Below are 20672 nucleotides of genomic sequence, written 5' to 3'. Positions count from 1 at the left end.
AAATGGAAGAATTTATAAATAATTTTGCGGATCAATTTGATGAGACCGAAAGAACCGAATTTAATATTGATACAAAGTTTAAGGATCTAGATGAGTGGGATTCAATGATTGCCTTGTCAATAATTGCTATGGTAGATGAAGAATACGATGTAACAATTAATGGAGATCATATTAAAAATGCGAATACTTTAAAAGATTTATATGACTTAATAAATTCATGATATTAAATGAGTGATTCAAATAGGGTGTCCGCCTGTATAACCTCAATTTATACTTCTGTTCCTTCTAATCGTATAGATAATTTAAATGACATTAATTTAAATAGGAAACAAGCGGAAAAAGTTTTAGAGAATACGGGAATTAGATTTCGATATAAGGCGAATAAAGAAACTTCTTCTGATCTGTGCTATTTTGCTGCGTCAAAGTTGCTTGTAGAGTGTGATTTAGATAAAAATAATATAGAGTTCTTGGTATTTGTATCGCAAACACCTGATTATATTTTACCAGCTACTGCTGCAATATTACAAGATCGACTGGGGCTTCCTAAATCTGTTGCTGCCTTTGATGTTAACATGGGCTGTTCTGGTTACATATATGGTTTATCAATAATTTCATCATTGATTCAAACCTCAACTAATAAAAATGCTGCGGGACTCCTACTTGTTGGAGATACTATTTCAAAAATATGTGATATAAATGACACTGCAACTTATCCATTATTCGGTGACGCCGGGAGCGCAACTCTTATAGAGAGATCTGATGATAATGAAATGGTTTTTGATATGAATACGGACGGAGGAGGTTGTGATGCTATAAAAGTAAAGTATGGCGGTTTTAAAAATTTTAATGAAATTAAACCAATTTCTTTACACTTAAATGGTATGGATGTATTCTCCTTTGGTATTACTACAGTTCCTAAAGCTTTAAAGAGATTTATTAAGGAATTAAAAATAAACACCGAAGAAATCGATTTCTTTATATTTCATCAGGCTAATAAATTTATGAATGAAAAAATAAGAAAAAAAATTAAGGCTTTACCAGAACAAGTTCCTTATTCACTTCATGATTTTGCAAATACGTCAAGTGCTACGATACCTTTAACTCTTACAACACAAGTTAAAAAGGTTGAAAGGGATTTACAACTTTTATTATGTGGTTTTGGAGTCGGGTTGTCTTGGGGTAGCGCGTTTCTCACCTTGAAAAAGGGTAGTGTTTTAAAACACATCATATATGATGAATAAAGAAATTTTCTTACTAAGAAATAAAATTATAATCGTTACTGGTGCTAGTAGCGGAATTGGTAAATCAATAGCTGTTAATTGTTCCTTATTCGGCGCACAATTAATACTGCTAGGTAGAAATATCGATCGCTTGAAGGAAACTTATAATTTGTTAAAAGGGAATAACCACGCTTATTTTTCTTTAGACCTCAATGACTCTGAAGAGGTAGTAAAGTTTTGTTCTCAATTGAATAAAATAGATGGGATTGTTCATTCAGCGGGAATTGTCGAGTCACAACTATTTAATTTTCTTAAAGAGGATTCTCTGCGAAAAATACTAGATACGAATCTTATCTCCCCTATAATGTTAACTAAACATTTGGTCAAGAAGAAAAAGTTTAATAAAGATTCTTCAATAGTATTTATTTCTTCAGTTTCCGGACCATCAATTACATACCTTGGTAACAGTTCTTATTCAGCGAGCAAAAGTGCTATTTGTGGTATTGCCAAAACAATGGCTTTAGAATTGGCTTCAAAAAAAATTCGTGTTAATACTATTTTACCTGCTATGATAAATACTGATTTGATAAATTCTATAGATAGTAGTTCAGAAGATATAGAACTAGATAAAAAAAACTACCCATTAGGGGATTATGGTAAACCTGAAGATGTTGCTTATGCTGCAATATATCTATTGTCTCAAGCTTCTAAATGGATGACAGGAACCGATTTAAAAATTGATGGTGGATTAACCTTAAGATAATGAGCGCATACATCAACTATATTAGTTATTATTTACCTGAAAAAATACTTAGTAATGAAGATCTAGCTAAGGAATTTCCGGAGTGGTCCATTGAAAAGATCGCAAAGAAAATAGGTATTCATAATCGTCATATAGCTTCCGATAATGAAACTTCCTTAGACATGGGAGTTAAGGCCGTTCAGATATTATTTGAACAGTGTAATATTAAACCTGAAAGTATAGATTATCTACTTTTCTGCACTCAAAGTCCAGATTATTTTCTTCCTACTAGCGCATGCATCATGCAAGAAAAGTTAGGATTACCTAAAACTGTCGGTGCTTTAGATTTTAATTTAGGTTGCTCAGGATTTATCTATGGATTAAGCCTAGCTAAAGGATTAATAGCTGGTGGTATTGCAAATAATATATTGTTAGTTTGTTCGGAAACATACAGTAAGTTTTTAAATAAAGCAGATAAGGGAAATCGAACAATTTTTGGTGATGCAGCAAGTGCTATATTAATCAACAATGAGCCGAAAGGATTATCTGCTAAAATAGGTGAATTCACATTAGGTACTGATGGTACAGGGGCAGATAATTTAATTGTCAAAGCTGGCGCAATGAGACAACCTTTTATAAAATCAATAGAATTTCAAGATGATTTTGGAAATACCACTTCAGATAGAAATCTTTATATGAATGGGCCAGAAATATTCAATTTCACATCTTTAAATATACCTAAATTAGTTCAAAACAATGTAGAAAAAAATAAAATGGTTATGAGGGATATTAATCATTTTGTTTTTCATCAAGCAAATGCCTACATGCTTAATCATCTTAGAAAAAAACTTGATATAAAAAAGGAAAAGTTTCAAATAAGAATGAATTTCTGTGGTAATACTGTTTCTTCAACGATACCAATTGCTTTGAAGGAGTTAGAAGTAGAAAATACAATAAAAAAAGGTGAAAAAATACTTTTAGCCGGGTTTGGGGTCGGTTATTCATGGGGCGCAGTAGTAATAGAACTAACATAATATTTAGGATTAATGAAGCGTAGTTTTGACGTTGTACTATCGTTTTTGTTATTACTACTTTTATTACCACCGCTACTTTTTGTAGTTATATTTTCATCAAGTTTGATTTTTACTCAGTATCGAATTGGTAAACACGGTGAACCTTTTCTAATTTACAAGTTAAAAACCATGCAGAATGGAAAAGTAACCCGAATCGGAAAGTGGTTAAGAAAGTATAAAGTTGATGAACTACCTCAATTATGGAACATCCTTAAAGGTGAAATGAGTTTTGTAGGTCCTAGGCCAGATATCCCTGGCTACTACGATAATCTTAAAGGAGAGCAGCGCAAAGTGTTACTTTTGAAACCTGGATTAACCAGCCTTGCCGCTATAAAGTATAGAAATGAAGAGCTCTTACTTTCTCAACAAGTAAATTCACTCGAATATAACGATACTATAATTTTTCCAGATAAGGTAAGATTGAATTTAGAATATTTGGAGAAACGCTCGTTTTTATATGATTTAAAAGTCATAATCCTAACCATAAAATCTCTTTTTAACTAGGCTATCTTTGCCACAAATAAATTTCTATGTCACAGGATAAAATTTGGTTGTCTTCTCCACACATGGGAGGAACTGAACGAGACTTTGTAAAAGAAGCTTTTGATACGAACTGGGTAGCACCATTGGGTCCTAATGTTAATGGATTTGAAGAAGATTTGAAAAATTACCAAGGAGGAAATGTTCACGTTGCAGCCTTAAGTAGTGGTACTGCGGCCATACATTTAGCCTTGATTCAGGCTGGCGTAGGACCAGGAGACGAGGTGCTTTGCCAAAGTTTTACTTTTTGTGGTACCACAAACCCTATATTGTATTTAGGAGCTATACCTGTTATGGTGGATAGCGAACCAGAGACATGGAACATTTGTCCTGAATCCTTAAAGCAGGCTTACGAGGATCGGGTTAAAAAGGGAAAAACACCTAAAGCCTTGCTTTCTGTTCACTTGTATGGAATGCCATATAAAATAGATGAGATTCACGCTTTCGCGAAAGCGAAACAGCTTACAGTCATAGAGGATAGTGCCGAGGCCTTAGGAAGCACCTACAAGGGTAGAAAGTGCGGAACTTTTGGAGACTATGGGATTTTGAGTTTCAATGGAAACAAAATCATTACTACTAGTGGTGGTGGTGCGATGGTAGTACCTTCTAAAGAAAGAAAGGAAAAAACAGTTTTTCTAGCTACACAAGCTAGAGACAATGCACCGCATTATCAACATAGTGAAGTAGGATATAATTATCGAATGAGTAATATAAGTGCAGGAATAGGGCGTGGTCAAATGCAGGTATTGGACAAGCATATTTCCCTGCGTAGGGATATGCATCAATTCTATAGCAAATTATTTAATCAAATACCTGGGGTTACACTTTTAAGTGAACCTAATTCTGATTTTTACAGTAATCATTGGTTAAGTGCTATTTTAATTGATCCTATAAAATCAGGTGGTATTACAAGAGAGGATTTACGACTTGCGTTTGAGGAAGAGAATATAGAATCTCGACCTTTATGGAAACCTATGCACCTGCAACCTTTGTATCAGGAATACCCATTTTATGGAACTGGAGTTTGTGAAAGGCTATTTGAAAATGGATTGTGTTTACCTTCAGGATCTAACTTAACCGATTCAGATAGAAGTCGAATAGAGGAAGTAGTTCATAAGGTTTTTAAGTAACAAAATTCATTACTGCAAATAAAAATTCTTATACTACAATATTTCGTAGTGTCTTGTTTTTATTGGTTTCAAACCATCAAAAAAGTCAGTATATATAGTGATAGTGATTTCATTTTAATAAAGGATAGTGACTTTTAATGTTTTGAATACTAGATGATTCTAGTACATTATTCTAAATCTGATTTTTTAAATTGGTTCTAAGCAGATTTATATTTTGGTTAGTTAATACAATTGTTATCTCATTTAAAACTAATAGTTTATAATTTTTACTTAAGGAATCAAAGCAGGTAACTAATACGAAGTCCCGTTTTGTGATTTCAAAACTTATTCGATAAGTGGTTGTTTATTCTTTATAATTTATCCGAATTATCCGACAAACTGATCGGTTTTTTCTATTAACAACCCAAGCCATTTTATTTAATATAACCTTAATATTCAGAGCTTAAAAAAGAGTTAAAAACAGACTATTTTTGAGATCTAATTAACTATTAATCAACTTATGAAAAGAATTTTACTATTAGTTGTGTTATTTACTAGTTTGTATTCTAACTCTCAAACGGTCTTCTACACTCAAGATTTTGAAGTTTCTCAAACAGGATATACCAATACACCAAATCAAACGCCAGATGCTGATCCTGGTGATCAGTATTTTAGCAATGCCGTAGCTACTAATACATCAATATATGAGAGTGGTTCACAGTTATATACGAACGTTACCAACAGCTCACTTTTTGTTGGAAGTGCTCCCAATGTAATTAATTCAGGAAATCCAGGAATTTTGTTACTAGATCCCATTTCAGTTTCAAATGCGACAGATGTTGAGATCTTAGCTGATTTTGGTGCAGTTCCTAATGACTGGGACGATGTTGATGGGCTTTTTATGGAATATAATTTTGATGGAGGTCCGTGGCAACCTTTACTTGAATTTAGCCATTCAAATGGTTCAAACGATCCTCTGGTTCTACAAGTTAATAATGGTGTAGGGACAACTGATTCGGCTACTGGATTGGTTTTAACTTTTAACCTCCAGACAGTTAAAGCTACCTTGGGATCGACGGGAAGTATTTTAAATGTTAGAATAATATGTGATTCAGGTAATAATTACGAGGCATTTGGAGTTGATAATATAATTGTAAGAGGTACTCCAGTCGGAGGTAACCCAGCTCCTGGTATAGCTAATGTATCCGTTTCTCCAAACACGCCAACATCAAGTGATAATGTTACCATTAGTGCTGATGTTACTGATGACGATGGAATAGCGAGCGTTGTATTAAATTGGGGTACTTCGAGTGGAAGCTTAGGGAACTCCATCGTCATGACTGCGTCAGGTAATACTTATACTGCTGATATTCCAGCCCAAGCTAATGGTACTCAAGTGTTTTTTGAAATCGTAGCTACTGACGACAATGCTAGTCCAGAGATTACTACTACTATCGAAGCTTCTTATCAAGTCTTTGATCCAGAACCTCAAGGTTTTGGCGTTCCAAATACAGATGTTCGATACACGATTGATTTTGCTAACACCGTAGCAAACGTTAATAATGGTAGTTTCGATGGATCTGGTTTAGCTCAACTCCCATCAGCAGGTCAATTGGATTCAAATACTTTCTCCTTTGACGGATTTAGTGATGGAGATACCGATTTTGATGCTGACTACACTTCAGGTGATTATGCCAGAGGTCAAACGACAGGTGGTGTGAGTGGTGGTGGTTTGTATGCCTTTGATCTAGGTGCAGGAAATACAGCTCTTGGAATTCAACCTACAGGTTCAGATTTTACTCCAGGTACCGTCTATTTTAAATTTAGAAACGATACAGGTGAAACCATAACTAATATTTCTGTTGCTTATGATGCATATTTCTTAAATAATGAAAATAGAACAAACAGCCTGATACTTGCTCACGGTCCATCAAAAACAAATCTTACTTCAGTTACTGATTCTTTTATTGAAACAGGAATAGGACAAGATGCTGTAGAAGAGTGGCAACGTAACTTTGTAACAGCTGATATTACAGGTCTTTCCATTTTAGATGGTGAAACCTATCTTATCGCTTGGGAATCTAGTGATAGTGGTAGTGGTAGTTCTGATGAGTTAGCTATTGATAATATCCAACTTGTTGTTAACCCAACATCAGAAAGCCCTAGACTTTTTGGAGACGTTAATTCTTTAACTGTTTTGGGAGATGTAATTGTTAGTTCAAGCAGTAGCGTAAAGGAATTTGTTAATCTAGTAGATGGTGTGGTATCCACCAATGATAACTTAAGTTTATCAAGCACAGACGGAGCAAGCGCTTATGTTGCAGAGGTAACAAATGGTTCATTGAACGGTGATTTAATAGTGGAGCAATTTTTTCCAGCTAGACGTGTATTTAGATTCGTTTCTTCACCAGTAAACATGACATCATCGGTTTTTGATCAATGGCAACAATCGGGTCTTAATCCAGGAGATATTGGTTATCAGGATAATGTAGGTACACAAATTACAGGTGGAATGGTCTCCAACGGTTTTGATCAGTCACCAACAAACAATCCATCGATTTTTAACTTTGACAACTTGCCGTCCCAAACATGGAATGCAGAAGCAGCAACAAATAATTTAAATTTAAATGCCGGTGACCCTTTAAGATTATTTATTCGTGGTGACAGATCTGTAGATTTAACATCGGCCACTCAAACCGCAACGGACACTAAATTAATTACCAAAGGAAGTTTACAAACAGGAGATGTGGTAAAATCTTTTTCAAATACCTTATCTAACGGAGAGTTCTTATTTTTAGGAAATCCATATCCTTCACAGGTTGATTTCAATTTGGTATTACAAGATGGTGGAACAACTGATATTAATGCAGCTAATTACTACGCTTGGGATCCAACTGTGCAAACTAATGGTGCATACGTGTCCTATGACTTTGGTTTAGGAATAAATACGATAGCAGGTTCACAAGTTGATGAAAATTTACAGCCTAGTCAGGCAGTATTTGTTGAGGTAAGTGATGATAGTACAGCTCCTTTTGATCCACAAATAACATTTAAAGAGTCTCACAAGATTGCTAGTAACCAAACTAATGCAGTTTATAGATCTAGTAGTATGGATTACTTTAGAGTTAATTTGAGTCCAATAACTAATGGAACAACTATCGCCGCTGTAGATGGGACTATTGCTAAATTTTCTAATCCTACTTCTTCTACTATGACCAAGTTCATGAATCTTAATGAAAGCATTTGGATTGAAGATAATAATGAAAATTACGCGATAAACTCCTATGGTTTACCATTTGATGGGATGGAGATTCCGTTGAATTTATCTGGATTAATAAATGCTCAATATGAGCTCTCACTTGACCTACAGCTTACAGGTACTAATCTACAAGTAGTTTTAGAAGATGCTTATACTAATACTGAAAAGGTATTAACTGCTTCAGATAATACGTACGTGTTCACCCAAGATCCTGCTACTACCTCTAGTTTCACAAACAGGTTTACCATCAAGTTTACTACTGTGACATTAGGACAAGGTGATATCGCTTTCGCGAAAGCAGTAACCATGTATCCAAATCCTATTAGTAACGGTGATGTATTAAAAATGAATGGTTTAAATCCATCATCATCATACTCCTGGAGTGTAACCGATCTAAGAGGAAGAGTTTTAACTGCTAATATCCAAAAAGGTAGCGAGATTATGAATGATGGATTGTTAATTACGAATTTGAAGTCGGGTGTTTATCTCGTGCAATTGGAGTCGAACGGTACCCTAGCAACTCAGAAAATTGTGGTTGAGTAATCTTACAAAATTTAAGAATAATTAGGAAAGGTAATCCGTACGGATTACCTTTTTCTTTATTTTTGCGGCATGAAGTGGAATTACTTTAAAAAACGATCAGCCAATGTTTTGTGGGGTGAAAAAAGCTCTTTGAGTTTTAAAAATTTGAATTACCTACCTAGATGGGTGATCCTTACCATAGATCTCACCATAGTTCTTATCTCTTTTTTATTGAGTTTTGCGATCATTAACCGCATTACCCCTAATTTTTATCATGTACTTACTCTAGAGCAACAAGGCTTAACTATTGGTCTAAGTTATTTGATGTTCTTTTTTATTTTCAGCACCTATTCTGGTTTAATTCGTCACAGTACGTTTGTAGATTTATTTAAAGTAGCGGTGGCTTGTAGTTCGAGCATTCTTTTACTTTTAATAATTAATTATCTGTATTACTTCACTTTTCATTCAAAGATTTATTTAGTTCCTTTTTTACTGGTAGATCTTATGGTGACTTTTACCTTATTATTTGCTTTTCGATTTACCGTAAAAGGTTTCTATAAGCTCTTTTCTACTATCAATACGGAGTCCATTAATGTCCTAATTTGGGGCGTAAATGATAATTCTATTGCTTTGGCTGAGGCAATTTCCATATCGGATAATGCAAAGTACAACTTAAAAGGATTCATAAGCTCCTCTAAAAGGATGGAGCGAATTAAGATTCAAGGTAAGAGTGTTTTTAAAAACGATGATGAATTATATGAGAATATCGCTCCCTTGAAAATCGGCGGAGTTATTATAGCTGATAATACGATTTCTCGCAAAGAAAAGAACAAAATTGTCGATAATCTACTAGCCAAAGGACTTAAAGTGTTCAATGCTCCTAAAATTGATGAGCTAGACGGATCCTCTAATGTGAATGAAAGTATTAAGAAAATACAAATTGAAGATCTTCTAGAGCGTAATCCGATAAGATTATCAGACGATAAAATTAATGAATATTTAAGAGGTAAAACAATTCTCGTTACTGGTGGAGCAGGATCTATTGGAAGTGAGATTGTCAGACAAATTTCAAATTACAAGCCCAAGAAAATTTTGGTGTTAGATCAGGCTGAGTCACCACTATATCATGTTGAAATAGAGGTGAAAAAAGCATTTTCTGAGCAGGAATACGATTTTCTTTTGGCCGATGTTAGAGAGCATCATCGATTAGAGTCTATTTTTCAGAAAAATGATATTTCAGTTGTTTTTCATGCGGCTGCTTACAAACATGTTCCATTAATTGAACACAATCCTAAGGAAGCTATCAATGTAAACGTTTTGGGAACTACACATCTTGCAAATTTAGCAGTTAAGTATGAAGTGTCTAAATTTGTGATGGTAAGTACTGATAAGGCTGTTAATCCAACTAATGTGATGGGTGCGAGCAAACGTTGTGCCGAAATGTATGTACAGTCTCTACAAAAAGAAAAACACAAAACTACTTTTATAACTACCAGATTCGGTAATGTGCTTGGTTCTAATGGATCGGTGATACCTTTCTTTAAAAAGCAAATTGAAGAAGGTGGACCTGTAACAGTTACTCATAAAGATATTATACGTTTCTTTATGACTATTCCAGAAGCCTGTCAATTGGTACTCCAAGCCGGGACTATGGGTAAAGGAGGTGAGATTTTTGTGTTTGATATGGGTAAACCAGTGAAAATTATGAATCTGGCAGAGCGTATGATAAGGCTTTCTGGGTTTGAACCGAATGTTGATATAGAAATAAAAGTAATAGGTTTAAGACCTGGTGAAAAACTCTACGAAGAATTGTTAACGGATGAGTCGACTACTTTACCTACACACCACGAAAAAATCATGGTAGCAACGGTAGATTCATACCCATATACCGATATACATAATAATATCGAGGACTTAAAAAAGCTTACCTTAGGTTGCAATGATGAAAGTATTGTTTCCAAATTGAAGGAAATTGTACCTGAATTCAAGAGCAATAACAGTATCTTTGAGGCCTTAGACAAAAATTAAATTACATGAAAATTGCTAAGCTTAAAAGCTTAATACTATTACTTGTCCTTTCAGCTCTTTCTTTTTCGTGCACGACAAGAAAGCAGATTGTATATGTTCAGGATATTAACGAAAATCTTCCTGTCGAAAATAACAATTATGAGGTAACGATTAAACCCGATGATTTACTGCGTATTACTGTAACAACAGATGATATGACAACGGCTCAACAATATAATAAGTTTGTTCCAGCGATAAATCAAAATACTACCCAAATTGTTAGTCAACAAATGCTAGACGGTTATTTAGTAAAACCTGATGGAACAATCACATTTCCAGAGTTAGGGGAAATCTTGGTTAAAGGTAAAACCTTAATGGAAGTCTCGGAATTATTAACCTCCAAGCTCTCCAAATACCTGAAACAACCTGATGTCGAAGTGAGATTACTGAATTTTAAATTTACTGTAATAGGAGAAGTAAATCGTCCAGGGACTTATGATTTTAAGGATAACCGAATTTCGCTTATACAAGCATTAGGTTATGCTGGTGATTTGACTATTGATGGTAGAAGAGATGAAGTTCTTATTATTCGTGACAACGAAGGAAATCAGGAAACCTTAAAAGTTGATTTAACTAGTTCTGCTTTTATAAATAGCGAAGCTTACTATTTAGAACAAAATGATACTGTTATAGTGCAACCTAATGGTGCTAAGGCTAGCTCAGGAGGTTACACTCGATATGCAGGTGTATTCGTGAGTATTGCGAGTTTAGTGTTATCAGTAATTATTTTAATTACACGTAATAATTAAAGATACAGATGGAGTCAAATAAACGAACAAACCAAAATAATCTTAATCTAGTTGATCAATTAAAACCTTATTTAAAGGCCAGCCCATTTATTATACTTTCAGTATTACTTTGTACTGTATTGGCATTCATTTATTTACGCTATGCTGTAAACGAATATTCAGCGGATACCTCAGTAATTATTAAGGATACTCAAATGGGAGGAGGAATTTCAGAGCAACTGGCGTTAGGTGAAATAGACGCATTTGGAGGATCTTATAATTCATTGGAAAATGAAATGGAAATACTCAAGTCCAAGAGACTTTTGGAGCATGTTATTAATAAGCTTGACCTAGCGACATCATATAAAGTATTGGGAAATTTTAAGGATTCATATGTTTACAATCAATCTCCAATCTTAATAAAACCTTTAAATGACAGTATTCATTATAATATTGACAAGCCTTTTCACATTTTTCTAACGGATGCCACTAGTAAAGACGTAAAATATCGAATGTCAGAAGAAGATAGTTGGAAACTAATTGATTATGGAACACCACTTTCACTTTTCGAAAATTCAGAAATTATTATTTTACCGAATTCTAATAAAAAAAATAAGTCAGGTAGAAATGATAGAGAAATTAAAAGTAAATCAGATTTACAGATATCAATATTTCCTATAAAGAGTACAATTTTATCATATCAATCAAAATTAAAATTAACCAAAGCAGATAAAAGAAGTAGCACACTTAAAATCTCAATTACTAACCCTAATAAAAGGAAAGCAATTGATTTTCTTAATACATTGGTAGACCTATACAATCAGGATGCCATACAAGATAAGAACGTCGTGGCTTTAAATACTATAGACTTTATTGATGAACGTTTAAAGGAAGTTCAAAGAGATTTGGATAGTGTTGAATCTACTCAACAATTTTTTAAAGATTCTCGTGGAATTACCGATTTGACTGTTGAAGCAGGTTTAGACTTACAACAGTCTACCGAATTACAAACCAAAATAACAGCGGTACAATCTCAGATTGAGATGGCTAAATCTGTCAAAAGATATATGAATACGGATTCTAATACCACACTTCCGACAGGTATTGGATTAGAAAATCTTGCTATTGCTGATTTGTCAGAAAAATATAATACACTTATTTTAGAATACAATAAGCGACTAGAGTCTGCTACGGAAGAAAATCCAGTAGTTCTTAATTTAGCCAGTCAGATTGATGCTGTAAAAACATCTATTGAAAGTTCAATTGATTCTTATATTAAGAACTTAGAAATAAATTTAAGCAATTTAAGAAGTCAAAAGGCGAGGATTGCAGGACAAATTGCAGCTGTCCCTAACAAAGCAAGATACAGTAGAAGTATAGAGCGTAACCGTTCGGTTATCGAAGCTATTTATCTTATACTAAAGGAAAAAAGAGAGACTACAGCTATTTCTGTGGCTTCAGCTACTCCTAAAGCAAAAATAGTAGATAGAGCTTGGGCTTCTGTTCAACCTGTTTCACCAAAACCTAAATTGATATATATAGGCAGTTTTATTTTTGGTTTTATTTTTCCGATCGGTCTAATCTATCTTAAAACTCTTTTCAACAACAAGATTGAAAGTCGCAAAGATCTTGAAAAATTCCTGCCGGAAACAGCTATTCTCGGTGAGGTGCCAAAAATAGCTAAGGACGAGAACGATCGTATACAGACGAACGATAGATCCGTACTTGCTGAGGCATTCCGAATCCTTAGGACGAATTTAGCTTATAAGCTAAATGCTTTACCTGAAGAACAACGTGCTCAAAAGGTTCTAGTAACATCAACCGTAAAAGGAGAAGGGAAAACTTTTGTAGCCTTTAACTTAGCACTTACTAATGCTTATTCAGGAAAAAAAGTATTATTAATTGGAGGTGATATTAGAAATCCACAATTACACAGGTTTTACAACAAACAATTTAAACGCAAGCGTGGAGTAACGGAATTCTTGACTAATGATTCAATCAAAATCAAAGATCTTGTTATTACCGATCCCGATAATTCGAATCTAGATATAGTACTGTCTGGAGCTATACCGCCGAATCCAGCGGAGCTTTGGATGCAAAAAAGAACGCAAGACTTATTTAATGAAGCTGAACATGATTATGATTTGATCATCATCGATTCGGCACCAACTATTTTAGTAACCGACACCTTGTTGATTAACAAATACGCCGATGTTACCGTTTATGTAACTCGTGCCGATTATACAGAGTTTTCACTATTAGAGTATATTTCAGATACTCTGAAATCTGAGAAGATTAAGAATGCTGCATTAGTGATTAACGATGTTAAGATGGCTAACTTTGGTTATGGTAATAAGTATGGTTACTCTTACGGAGCAGAAAAACAAAGTTTTTGGACCTCTTTGAAGGAGAAGTTTAAAAGATAATAGATCAGACCATTTTACTAGGAATTAAAAATAAGCTGGTGGTTCTCCATCAGCTTTTTTGTTGCAGGTACCCACTTGCTCTTAATTTGAATGTTTTTCAATTTTTCCAAGTGTTCTGGCTTGTGAGCATCGGTGCCTATGTAACTGTAGTATCCTTGAAGTAAGTATTTTTCCGCTTTCGCGAAAGCATCCTTACCATAATGATCACTTAACGATAATAAATTAAGTTGTAACTCAAAACCTCTTTCTATCAAACTCTCCATTTTTGTACTGCCAAAATACCGATAACGTTCTGGATGAGCGAGTATCGGAATTAAGTCCATAGAACACATTTTAAATACTAGATCGTTTAAATTTTGTGATGGTTGAAAGTAACTTAACTCGGTAAGGATATAAGTATCCTTGATACATAAATATTTATCTTGATCAAGAAGGGATTCAAAACTACTATCCATCATATATTCAGATGCGGCATGAACAATAAAGTCACGAGCGTGTGTTCCTTCTAATTCTTGTTTTATAGTAAGAAAATGGTTGGTGATTTTTAAATCATCATTTCCGTAGTAATCCTCCATAGTGTGTGGAGTAGCTATAGCGTTTTTAAATCCGCACGACTTCATTCCTTCTACCATTTTTAATGTCATGTCTAAATCCTTAGAGCCATCATCAATATTGGGTAAAATATGATTGTGAATGTCGGTTAATTCGTCAATCAAGTCTACAAGGAAATGCTTTTTTGAAAAAAAGAACATATAATTATAATCCTGTTATTAACTGTTGTATTTCATCGGATTTATAAACCTTGGGGAAAAGTAATTCAAAAGCAATGATCTGTTCAGGTTCAGACTTTAAACAATTTTGCAAATAATACTTTCCCTTGAAAGGTTTACCGGTGAGGTAGTAAACTCCGCTCAATCTACATTCTAAGTCTGGATTATTAGGATAAAACTCCAGACCATGTTCCAAGGTAATAATGGCAGCTCGCCATTCTCCAAGTTGAATTAGAATATCTGCACGCTCTATCCATGTGTCAAATTCATAATTTCCTAATTCGATAGCTTTTCTATAACCGTATTCAGCCTCTTCAAAAAAATTGAGTTTGTTATTTAACACTGCAAATCGAATCCAGTATAAAGCGTTATCACCATCTATTTCTATTGCTTTGTCTAAATAGCTGAGCGCTCGTTGATAATTTAATCTCTCGGTATAAAAATCCACAATGGCTATCCAACCTTTGTCTAATAGTGGATCTTCTTTTACGGTACGTTTTAAATATTTAATCGCCTCTTCTTCATTCCCTAATTTAAGATGACACTTTCCTAATCTCAGGTAGGCAAAAGAAGTTGGATCGTCTAACCCTAGGGTAAGCTCATAATTAAAAATGGCCTCGTTGTATCGCCCGAGTTTTTCAAGGACTTTACCTTTTTCTAAATAAGCACCGACAAAGGTATCATCAGATATTATAGCAAAATCAAATGCAGAAAGTGACTTCTCATACTCTTTAAGGTCAAAATATTGCTTTCCTACTTGATGCCAAGCTACCTCACTATAAGGATTGGAGTCCAAATACTTGTTTAAATAGTCTATCGCCAGCTGATTTTCTTTTAAAAAATCAAAACAGTAAATGATGTTGTATAAGGCAGCATAGTCTTGATCGTCTAGCTCTAGACACTTCATAAAGTTCACCTTAGCATTAGAATAATCCTCCATAAAAAGAAATTCCATGCCGATCAAATTATACACATCAGCTTGATCCTCGGTGAGGTCTAAAGCTTCATTTAATAATTTTATTGCCTTGTCGTGATTCTCAGTCTTTGAGTAAATATTTGCCTTTTGAATAAAAAGTTCGGCATTATTGGGCTCCATTTCATATAGCTCATCTAAAAGCGCATGAGCCTCTTTAAAGTGATTATCAAATATGAGCATTTCTGCCTTGAACAAGCGTATAGTAACTGAACTAGGGTGTTGTGATAATGCTAGACTAATGGCTTTACGAGCTGTAACCATTTGCCCTACATTAAGATAGTGTTCTATGATTTGCTCAAATTCGTCACTATCGAAAAATCCTACTTCATTACTGCGTAGCATAAGTTCAAATTTCTCAATGCTGTGCTCGTGTTCATTATTATACTCAAAATGCATAGGCAGAATTTTTAAAAATTCGCGTACTTAAAGTTGTAAATATTATTGGTTAGTCAGCGGTTGTGCTTCAAAGTGTTGTCAACAAATTATAAACAGGCTTATTTAACTGCTATAAAATTCATCAATAGTTTCTTTTAAAACCGCACAGGCATGATCAATTTCTTGATCAGTAACTGTATAAGGTGGACTTATACGTATTGCTTTTTTTTCAAATAACAATAGGAAAAAGATGACACCTTTCTCTCTACATCTATCCACAATTCGTGCCGTATATTGATCGTCAGGTAAAATAGCGGCAATCATAGCACCTTTTCCGCGTATTTCCTTTATGTTATTGTGTTGTAAGCTTTCGCGAAAGCGTAATTCTATTTCCTTAACTCGTTCTGGATAACCTTCGTCCTCAATAGCTTGCAAGGTTGCCAGGGCAGCAGCGGCTATAACGGGATTTCCTCCAAAGGTAGTTATGTGACCCAGCATAGGAAACTCTTTAAACTGTGTCATGTGTGACTGTCTGGCAGTGAGAGCTCCTATCGGTAGTCCACCTGCTAGACCTTTTCCAGTGATAACCATATCTGGTATGATATCATGTTGTTGGAAATAGCAGAAACTTCCTGTGCGCCAAATCCCTGGTTGAATTTCGTCAACGATTAATAATGTCCCTGTCTGATTGCATCGCGTTCTGAGTTGTTGCAACCAGTGACTAGAAGGCACTTTAAAACCAGCACCACCTTGAATAGTTTCAATAATTACCGCAGCTGTATTTTTGGTTATTAATCTTAACTCTTGAACACAATTAAAGGTAATGTGGTGAACGTCTGGTAATAGTGGTCTGAAAGGCGCTTTACGCTCTTCATAATCCATTAATGCCAGAGAACCGGTTGTATTACCATGATACGCATTTTTCATGGCAATAATTTGTGATCGACCGGTGACTCTTCTAGCTAATTTTATGGAAGCTTCTGTAGCCTCTGTTCCGCTATTTACCAGATAAGTAGTGTCTAATGGATCAGGCAGTAAGGATGCAATTTTTTTACATAATAGGGTAGCAGGTGACATGGCATATTCACCATATACCATAACATGCATATACTTATCTAGTTGATCCTTAATAGCTTTTACAACAGCAGGATGTGAATGTCCTAACGGTAAAGCACTTACTCCAGCGACCATATCTAAATATTTATTGCCATGAGTATCAAAGAAATAGTTCCCATTTGCATGGCTTATTTCTAAACCTGGTGCAAATGGAGTGGTTTGTGCTTGATATTTAAAGAAATCTGATTTAATTCCCATTATTTTCTTCACCTGATGGTTGCAGTAATTCTTTGGACTGATTTTCTATACGATTTTCTAGTTCGCCATTTTGCAAGACCGAATTCTCATTAAGTTTTCCATCCTCTTCATCAAAAAAACCTTCATCCAGTTCAGGTAAAGGAATTCCTTTAATTTTTGTGAGTACAGGTGGTTTTTTGCCTTTGAATAAATCAGTTTTTGTAATTAATCGTTCATCACCTCTCCAGTTAAATCCTCGCAGAGTTCTAGCATTCTCTGGTAATTCTTTTGGTGGATAAAGTATGTCTTCAGAATTATCAGCAGGAGCAATGATGGATATAGCCTTGTCTTCAAACTCTATTTCCATGGTTCCACTTGTACCTTTATTAATTCCTATTAATTCCTGTTTGTCGTTACGGCTATAAATGAGGTTTTCTACATTTTTATTGAGAAAAACTTTATCTAATTCATTGTTCTTGAAAAAGCCAGTCAATTCCTTTCCTTTAATTTGGTTAAAGCCGCCACTGGAGTCTTGATCAATGATAAACGCGTTATAGAAAACTCTTAAACTATCTAACTTTTCGGTTTTGACATTACTTTGTAAGAAAATCGAATCACCCGTCATTTGACTTTTACCACTCCAAAGTATTGGTTTCCTAATCATTTTGGTTAATCCAGTGCTTTGTCTTGTGGTTATAGAGTCACATTTACCGCTTAAGTCTGTTTTAAAAAGTCTTACATCGTTATAACCTCTTACAAATCTATTGTCTTTGGGACCCGTAACAATTAGTTTGTTTGCCGTCATGTAAACGCTGTCTTGCTGTTCTATCGTTATAGCTAGTGGACGTTTAGTAATCATAACCGAATCCTTATCTCTGTAAACTTCGGCGTAATGTCCTTTGATGATACTATTATTGATCGTATCGGTCACAACTATATTGTTAGTTGCGCTTGCAAAATTTCTGGGCCTACTAAAATAAAGACTATCGCCTGTAATAGTTCTCGTGTTGTAGTCTATTCGGGAGTTTTTTACAAAATAACCTGTATCTCCTCGTGTATCATAGAAACCTCGTTCACAATATACCTTACTGGTCTTACCTGTTATGGTACTAGGGCCATACATAAAGGCATGTCCATTTTCTTCGTAAAAATCTAGATGATTTGAGTTTATGGTATATTCAGGATTAGTTACTACTACATTGTCTATAAATCGGTACTTCTGCTCTTGTATATAAAATCTTCCTACTCGGCTTGTTAATGTGCTAGCACTATCTCTAACGGTACCACCAGACCTATAATAAGCTTGCTGTTTTATACGATTGAAAAATAGAGTGTCGGTAGTTAAACGAGTATCGGGTGTAATCATATTTACCTTTTCACTCGCGAATGCTAATTGGGTATTACCATTATATTCGGCATAATTACATGTCATTGTGATACTATCACCTTGTTTCATGATGACGTTTCCCACTGCGCGTAAAAAGTTGTCTTTTTGATATAAAACAGCTCTATCGCAAGTCATTTCAATACCTCGATGATTCACTACAACCCTGCGAGCATTATCCTTAGAATAGATAACTGCATCGGGTAGGACTGCTTCATCGATAGTTTGATATCCTGCAGTTACCCGGATAAGGGAATCTACTGGCTGTTCTTGTGCTGTGAGCGCTTTCGCGAAAGCGAAACATAAAAAGACAATGAGATATTTCAATCTTTATTTATTTTATTTGAATCCAGTCTACAGGAGAATTGTTTACTGAAGTTGATGTATAGGTAACGAGACTAGGCCTTGCGGTATTGTCTACTTTAACAACCTCTTGTACACTATAAGTAATTAAATTCCAACCTTTAAGTAGGTTGATGTCGTACTTGTAATTAGTTGTAAAAATACTAGTCGAATAATCTTCAACTAGATTGTCTTGCTGGTACTCACCTTTAATTAAAACGGGATTATTAGTATAAATATAATATGAAAGCCATCCTGTTTGGGTTTGAGGTATTGCTTGAATCTCATTTTTAATGAAGGCAGCGCTGCTTGCAGGAGCAATTAGAACTTGATCATCAACATCATCTTGCGCCACTTCAAAAGTATAGAATTTACCGGCAAGGCTTATTTGTGAATCTAAACCTTGAGTTTTTAAGCTGTCATGAGGAAGAAATAATTCTGCAGCGTTAGAAAGCTCTAATTCATATTCGGCAGAGTCGCTTTTGTTGTATTCTTCAAATTTATTTGAGGAAATTTTATTAAAACTAGGTGGTAATTGAAAGGTGAACTTTCCACGGTCATCCACACTTCCTGTGTTTTCTGGTTGAACATAGAATCCCAAAATATTAATAGGACCTTTATCACCTTCATAATTAATTACGTTACCAGTTATCGTTGCTTGTTCGACAGGTTGTACTATAGACTCCTTAGATGTTGTTTGAGTTTCACCAGTAGCATCTGTAGCATTGTTTTGTTTGCACGATATTATGGAAATGATTAATAGTAGATAGATAAATTTCATCTTGACTTTTTGGTTTTAAACATAGCATCTAATACGGTCATAATACCACTAAAAATTAAAAATATGGCCAATATACTAAAGGCTATTCCAGGCATGAGAAAAATGATCGGATGGTCACTTCCTGCTCCTAAATAAATTAAAATAGGACCAGCAAATATAAATAGGACACTTAAAGCTAGTCTTTTAAGTCCTTTTCCTAGTATTTCTTTATCTGTAGATGGCTGTTCCATAATTAACAAATACCATAATTATCCAGTGCAGCTCTTACGCTTCCATTTTCTAGCAATAAGTTATGAGCCTTTTCATAACCTAGACCTGTGTTTTCCATAATCATTCTTGTACCACGATCTACTAATTTATCATTGCTAAGTTGCATATCTACCATTTTATTGCCTTTTACATGACCTAACTTGATCATAACACTGGTACTAATCATGTTAAGTACCATTTTTTGAGCAGTGCCAGCTTTCATACGGCTACTTCCTGTAACGAATTCTGGTCCTACAATAGGAACTATGGAATCATCGGCTATTTGATCAAGTGGACTGTTAAGGTTGCAGGTTATCGCTCCAGTATGTATACCTAATTGTTTACAAGCTTGTAAACCTCCTATTACGTAAGGCGTTGTTCCACTTGCAGCAATTCCTATGACTACATCTTGGGCATTTATATTGTATTTCTTTAAGTCTTTTATAGCTTGTTGATCGTTATCCTCTGCATTTTCAACAGCTTTTCTAATTGCCGTATCACCACCTGCGATTAATCCAATAACTTTGTCATAAGAAACACCGAATGTAGGTGGACATTCACTGGCATCCAATATGCCTAACCTTCCACTTGTACCAGCCCCAATGTAAAATAAACGACCACCAGAATTCATTTGATCAACAATACGATCAACTAGTTTTTCAACAGCTGGCAGTACTTTTTTAACAGCTACTGCAACCTTGTGATCTTCGGCATTGATGTTTTCAAGCAAAGTTGCCGTTGACATCGTCTCTAGATTATGATAAAGTGAAGACTCTTCTGTTGTTTTTTTGAATTGCATAAAAGCTGAGTAGTTCT

At 34.7% G+C, this 20672-nt stretch carries 17 protein-coding genes; 10 read left to right on the top strand and 7 right to left on the bottom strand.

All coding sequences use genetic code 11. The annotated features are described in order from the left end of the window. Positions 1 to 2 precede the first annotated feature (2 nt). From I5168_RS11150 to I5168_RS11105, 10 genes are all read left to right on the top strand, one after another. Positions 3 to 221 carry an acyl carrier protein gene (locus I5168_RS11150; RefSeq protein ID WP_431471799.1) on the top strand — a complete coding sequence of 73 codons (219 nt, stop codon included), beginning with the start codon at positions 3 to 5 and terminating at the stop codon, positions 219 to 221. Between the two features lie 6 nt (positions 222 to 227). Next, positions 228 to 1241: a 3-oxoacyl-ACP synthase III family protein gene (locus I5168_RS11145; protein WP_431471798.1), complete on the top strand. Its 1014-nt coding sequence runs from the start codon at positions 228 to 230 to the stop codon at positions 1239 to 1241. After that, a complete protein-coding gene (locus I5168_RS11140; protein WP_431471797.1) occupies positions 1231 to 1983 on the top strand; it encodes an SDR family NAD(P)-dependent oxidoreductase in 753 nt (250 codons plus the stop codon). Before I5168_RS11145 ends, I5168_RS11140 begins: the two co-directional genes overlap by 11 nt. Continuing rightward, positions 1983 to 2996, top strand: a complete 1014-nt coding sequence (locus tag I5168_RS11135) for a 3-oxoacyl-ACP synthase III family protein (RefSeq protein WP_431471796.1) — start codon at positions 1983 to 1985, stop codon at positions 2994 to 2996. The genes I5168_RS11140 and I5168_RS11135 overlap by 1 nt, the downstream gene beginning before the upstream one ends. 12 nt (positions 2997 to 3008) lie before the next feature. After that, complete coding sequence (locus I5168_RS11130; RefSeq protein WP_431471795.1) at positions 3009 to 3539, top strand: sugar transferase; 531 nt, start codon at positions 3009 to 3011, stop codon at positions 3537 to 3539. Between the two features lie 26 nt (positions 3540 to 3565). Continuing rightward, positions 3566 to 4705 carry a DegT/DnrJ/EryC1/StrS family aminotransferase gene (locus tag I5168_RS11125; RefSeq protein ID WP_431471794.1) on the top strand — a complete coding sequence of 380 codons (1140 nt, stop codon included), beginning with the start codon at positions 3566 to 3568 and terminating at the stop codon, positions 4703 to 4705. A gap of 499 nt (positions 4706 to 5204) precedes the next feature. Further along, positions 5205 to 8486, top strand: coding sequence for a T9SS type A sorting domain-containing protein (locus I5168_RS11120; protein WP_431471793.1), 3282 nt, complete (start codon positions 5205 to 5207; stop codon positions 8484 to 8486). 69 nt (positions 8487 to 8555) lie between these two features. After that, positions 8556 to 10493: a polysaccharide biosynthesis protein gene (locus I5168_RS11115; RefSeq protein ID WP_431471792.1), complete on the top strand. Its 1938-nt coding sequence runs from the start codon at positions 8556 to 8558 to the stop codon at positions 10491 to 10493. A 5-nt stretch (positions 10494 to 10498) separates the two neighbouring features. After that, positions 10499 to 11281, top strand: coding sequence for a polysaccharide biosynthesis/export family protein (locus I5168_RS11110; RefSeq protein ID WP_105018825.1), 783 nt, complete (start codon positions 10499 to 10501; stop codon positions 11279 to 11281). An 8-nt stretch (positions 11282 to 11289) separates the two neighbouring features. Next, positions 11290 to 13686 (top strand): GumC family protein, encoded by a 2397-nt coding sequence (locus tag I5168_RS11105; protein ID WP_431471791.1) that lies wholly within the window; start codon positions 11290 to 11292, stop codon positions 13684 to 13686. A 17-nt stretch (positions 13687 to 13703) separates the two neighbouring features. Here the strand turns inward: I5168_RS11105 and I5168_RS11100 are convergent, their stop codons facing one another. The 7 genes from I5168_RS11100 to murQ form a co-directional block, all read right to left on the bottom strand. Continuing rightward, the gene (locus tag I5168_RS11100) at positions 13704 to 14438 is read right to left on the bottom strand and encodes a tyrosine-protein phosphatase (protein WP_431471790.1); all 735 of its coding nucleotides are present in this window, start codon (positions 14436 to 14438) and stop codon (positions 13704 to 13706) included. Positions 14439 to 14442: 4 nt separating this feature from the next. Then, entirely contained in the window at positions 14443 to 15828 is a 1386-nt protein-coding gene (locus tag I5168_RS11095) for a tetratricopeptide repeat protein (RefSeq protein WP_431471789.1), read from the bottom strand. Positions 15829 to 15930: 102 nt separating this feature from the next. Next, positions 15931 to 17121 carry an aspartate aminotransferase family protein gene (locus I5168_RS11090; RefSeq protein ID WP_431471788.1) on the bottom strand — a complete coding sequence of 397 codons (1191 nt, stop codon included), beginning with the start codon at positions 17119 to 17121 and terminating at the stop codon, positions 15931 to 15933. Continuing rightward, on the bottom strand, positions 17111 to 18811 hold the full coding sequence (locus I5168_RS11085; RefSeq protein ID WP_431471787.1) for an OstA-like protein: 1701 nt from the start codon (positions 18809 to 18811) through the stop codon (positions 17111 to 17113). The genes I5168_RS11090 and I5168_RS11085 overlap by 11 nt, the downstream gene beginning before the upstream one ends. A gap of 7 nt (positions 18812 to 18818) precedes the next feature. Next, on the bottom strand, positions 18819 to 19607 hold the full coding sequence (locus I5168_RS11080) for a hypothetical protein (RefSeq protein ID WP_431471786.1): 789 nt from the start codon (positions 19605 to 19607) through the stop codon (positions 18819 to 18821). Next, positions 19604 to 19837, bottom strand: a complete 234-nt coding sequence (locus I5168_RS11075) for a DUF6095 family protein (RefSeq protein WP_060522665.1) — start codon at positions 19835 to 19837, stop codon at positions 19604 to 19606. The genes I5168_RS11080 and I5168_RS11075 overlap by 4 nt, the downstream gene beginning before the upstream one ends. A gap of 2 nt (positions 19838 to 19839) precedes the next feature. After that, positions 19840 to 20655, bottom strand: a complete 816-nt coding sequence (murQ, locus tag I5168_RS11070) for an N-acetylmuramic acid 6-phosphate etherase (RefSeq protein WP_431471785.1) — start codon at positions 20653 to 20655, stop codon at positions 19840 to 19842. Positions 20656 to 20672: the final 17 nt, after the last annotated feature.

The organism is Nonlabens sp. SCSIO 43208, assembly GCF_050703575.1.
Classification (GTDB): Bacteria; Bacteroidota; Bacteroidia; order Flavobacteriales; family Flavobacteriaceae; genus Nonlabens; species Nonlabens tegetincola.
Note: the sequence above shows the minus strand (reverse complement) of the source record. Positions and strands in the feature narration are given on the sequence as shown.

Bases quoted from the DNA above. Each gene is read 5' to 3' on its own strand.
- I5168_RS11150 (WP_431471799.1), top strand. From the start codon at position 3: ATGGAAGAATTTATAAATAATTTTGCGGATCAATTTGATGAGACCGAA.
- I5168_RS11145 (WP_431471798.1), top strand. From the start codon at position 228: ATGAGTGATTCAAATAGGGTGTCCGCCTGTATAACCTCAATTTATACT.
- I5168_RS11140 (WP_431471797.1), top strand. From the start codon at position 1,231: ATGATGAATAAAGAAATTTTCTTACTAAGAAATAAAATTATAATCGTT.
- I5168_RS11135 (WP_431471796.1), top strand. From the start codon at position 1,983: ATGAGCGCATACATCAACTATATTAGTTATTATTTACCTGAAAAAATA.
- I5168_RS11130 (WP_431471795.1), top strand. From the start codon at position 3,009: ATGAAGCGTAGTTTTGACGTTGTACTATCGTTTTTGTTATTACTACTT.
- I5168_RS11125 (WP_431471794.1), top strand. From the start codon at position 3,566: ATGTCACAGGATAAAATTTGGTTGTCTTCTCCACACATGGGAGGAACT.
- I5168_RS11120 (WP_431471793.1), top strand. From the start codon at position 5,205: ATGAAAAGAATTTTACTATTAGTTGTGTTATTTACTAGTTTGTATTCT.
- I5168_RS11115 (WP_431471792.1), top strand. From the start codon at position 8,556: ATGAAGTGGAATTACTTTAAAAAACGATCAGCCAATGTTTTGTGGGGT.
- I5168_RS11110 (WP_105018825.1), top strand. From the start codon at position 10,499: ATGAAAATTGCTAAGCTTAAAAGCTTAATACTATTACTTGTCCTTTCA.
- I5168_RS11105 (WP_431471791.1), top strand. From the start codon at position 11,290: ATGGAGTCAAATAAACGAACAAACCAAAATAATCTTAATCTAGTTGAT.
- I5168_RS11100 (WP_431471790.1), bottom strand. From the start codon at position 14,438: ATGTTCTTTTTTTCAAAAAAGCATTTCCTTGTAGACTTGATTGACGAA.
- I5168_RS11095 (WP_431471789.1), bottom strand. From the start codon at position 15,828: ATGCATTTTGAGTATAATAATGAACACGAGCACAGCATTGAGAAATTT.
- I5168_RS11090 (WP_431471788.1), bottom strand. From the start codon at position 17,121: ATGGGAATTAAATCAGATTTCTTTAAATATCAAGCACAAACCACTCCA.
- I5168_RS11080 (WP_431471786.1), bottom strand. From the start codon at position 19,607: ATGAAATTTATCTATCTACTATTAATCATTTCCATAATATCGTGCAAA.
- I5168_RS11075 (WP_060522665.1), bottom strand. From the start codon at position 19,837: ATGGAACAGCCATCTACAGATAAAGAAATACTAGGAAAAGGACTTAAA.
- murQ (WP_431471785.1), bottom strand. From the start codon at position 20,655: ATGCAATTCAAAAAAACAACAGAAGAGTCTTCACTTTATCATAATCTA.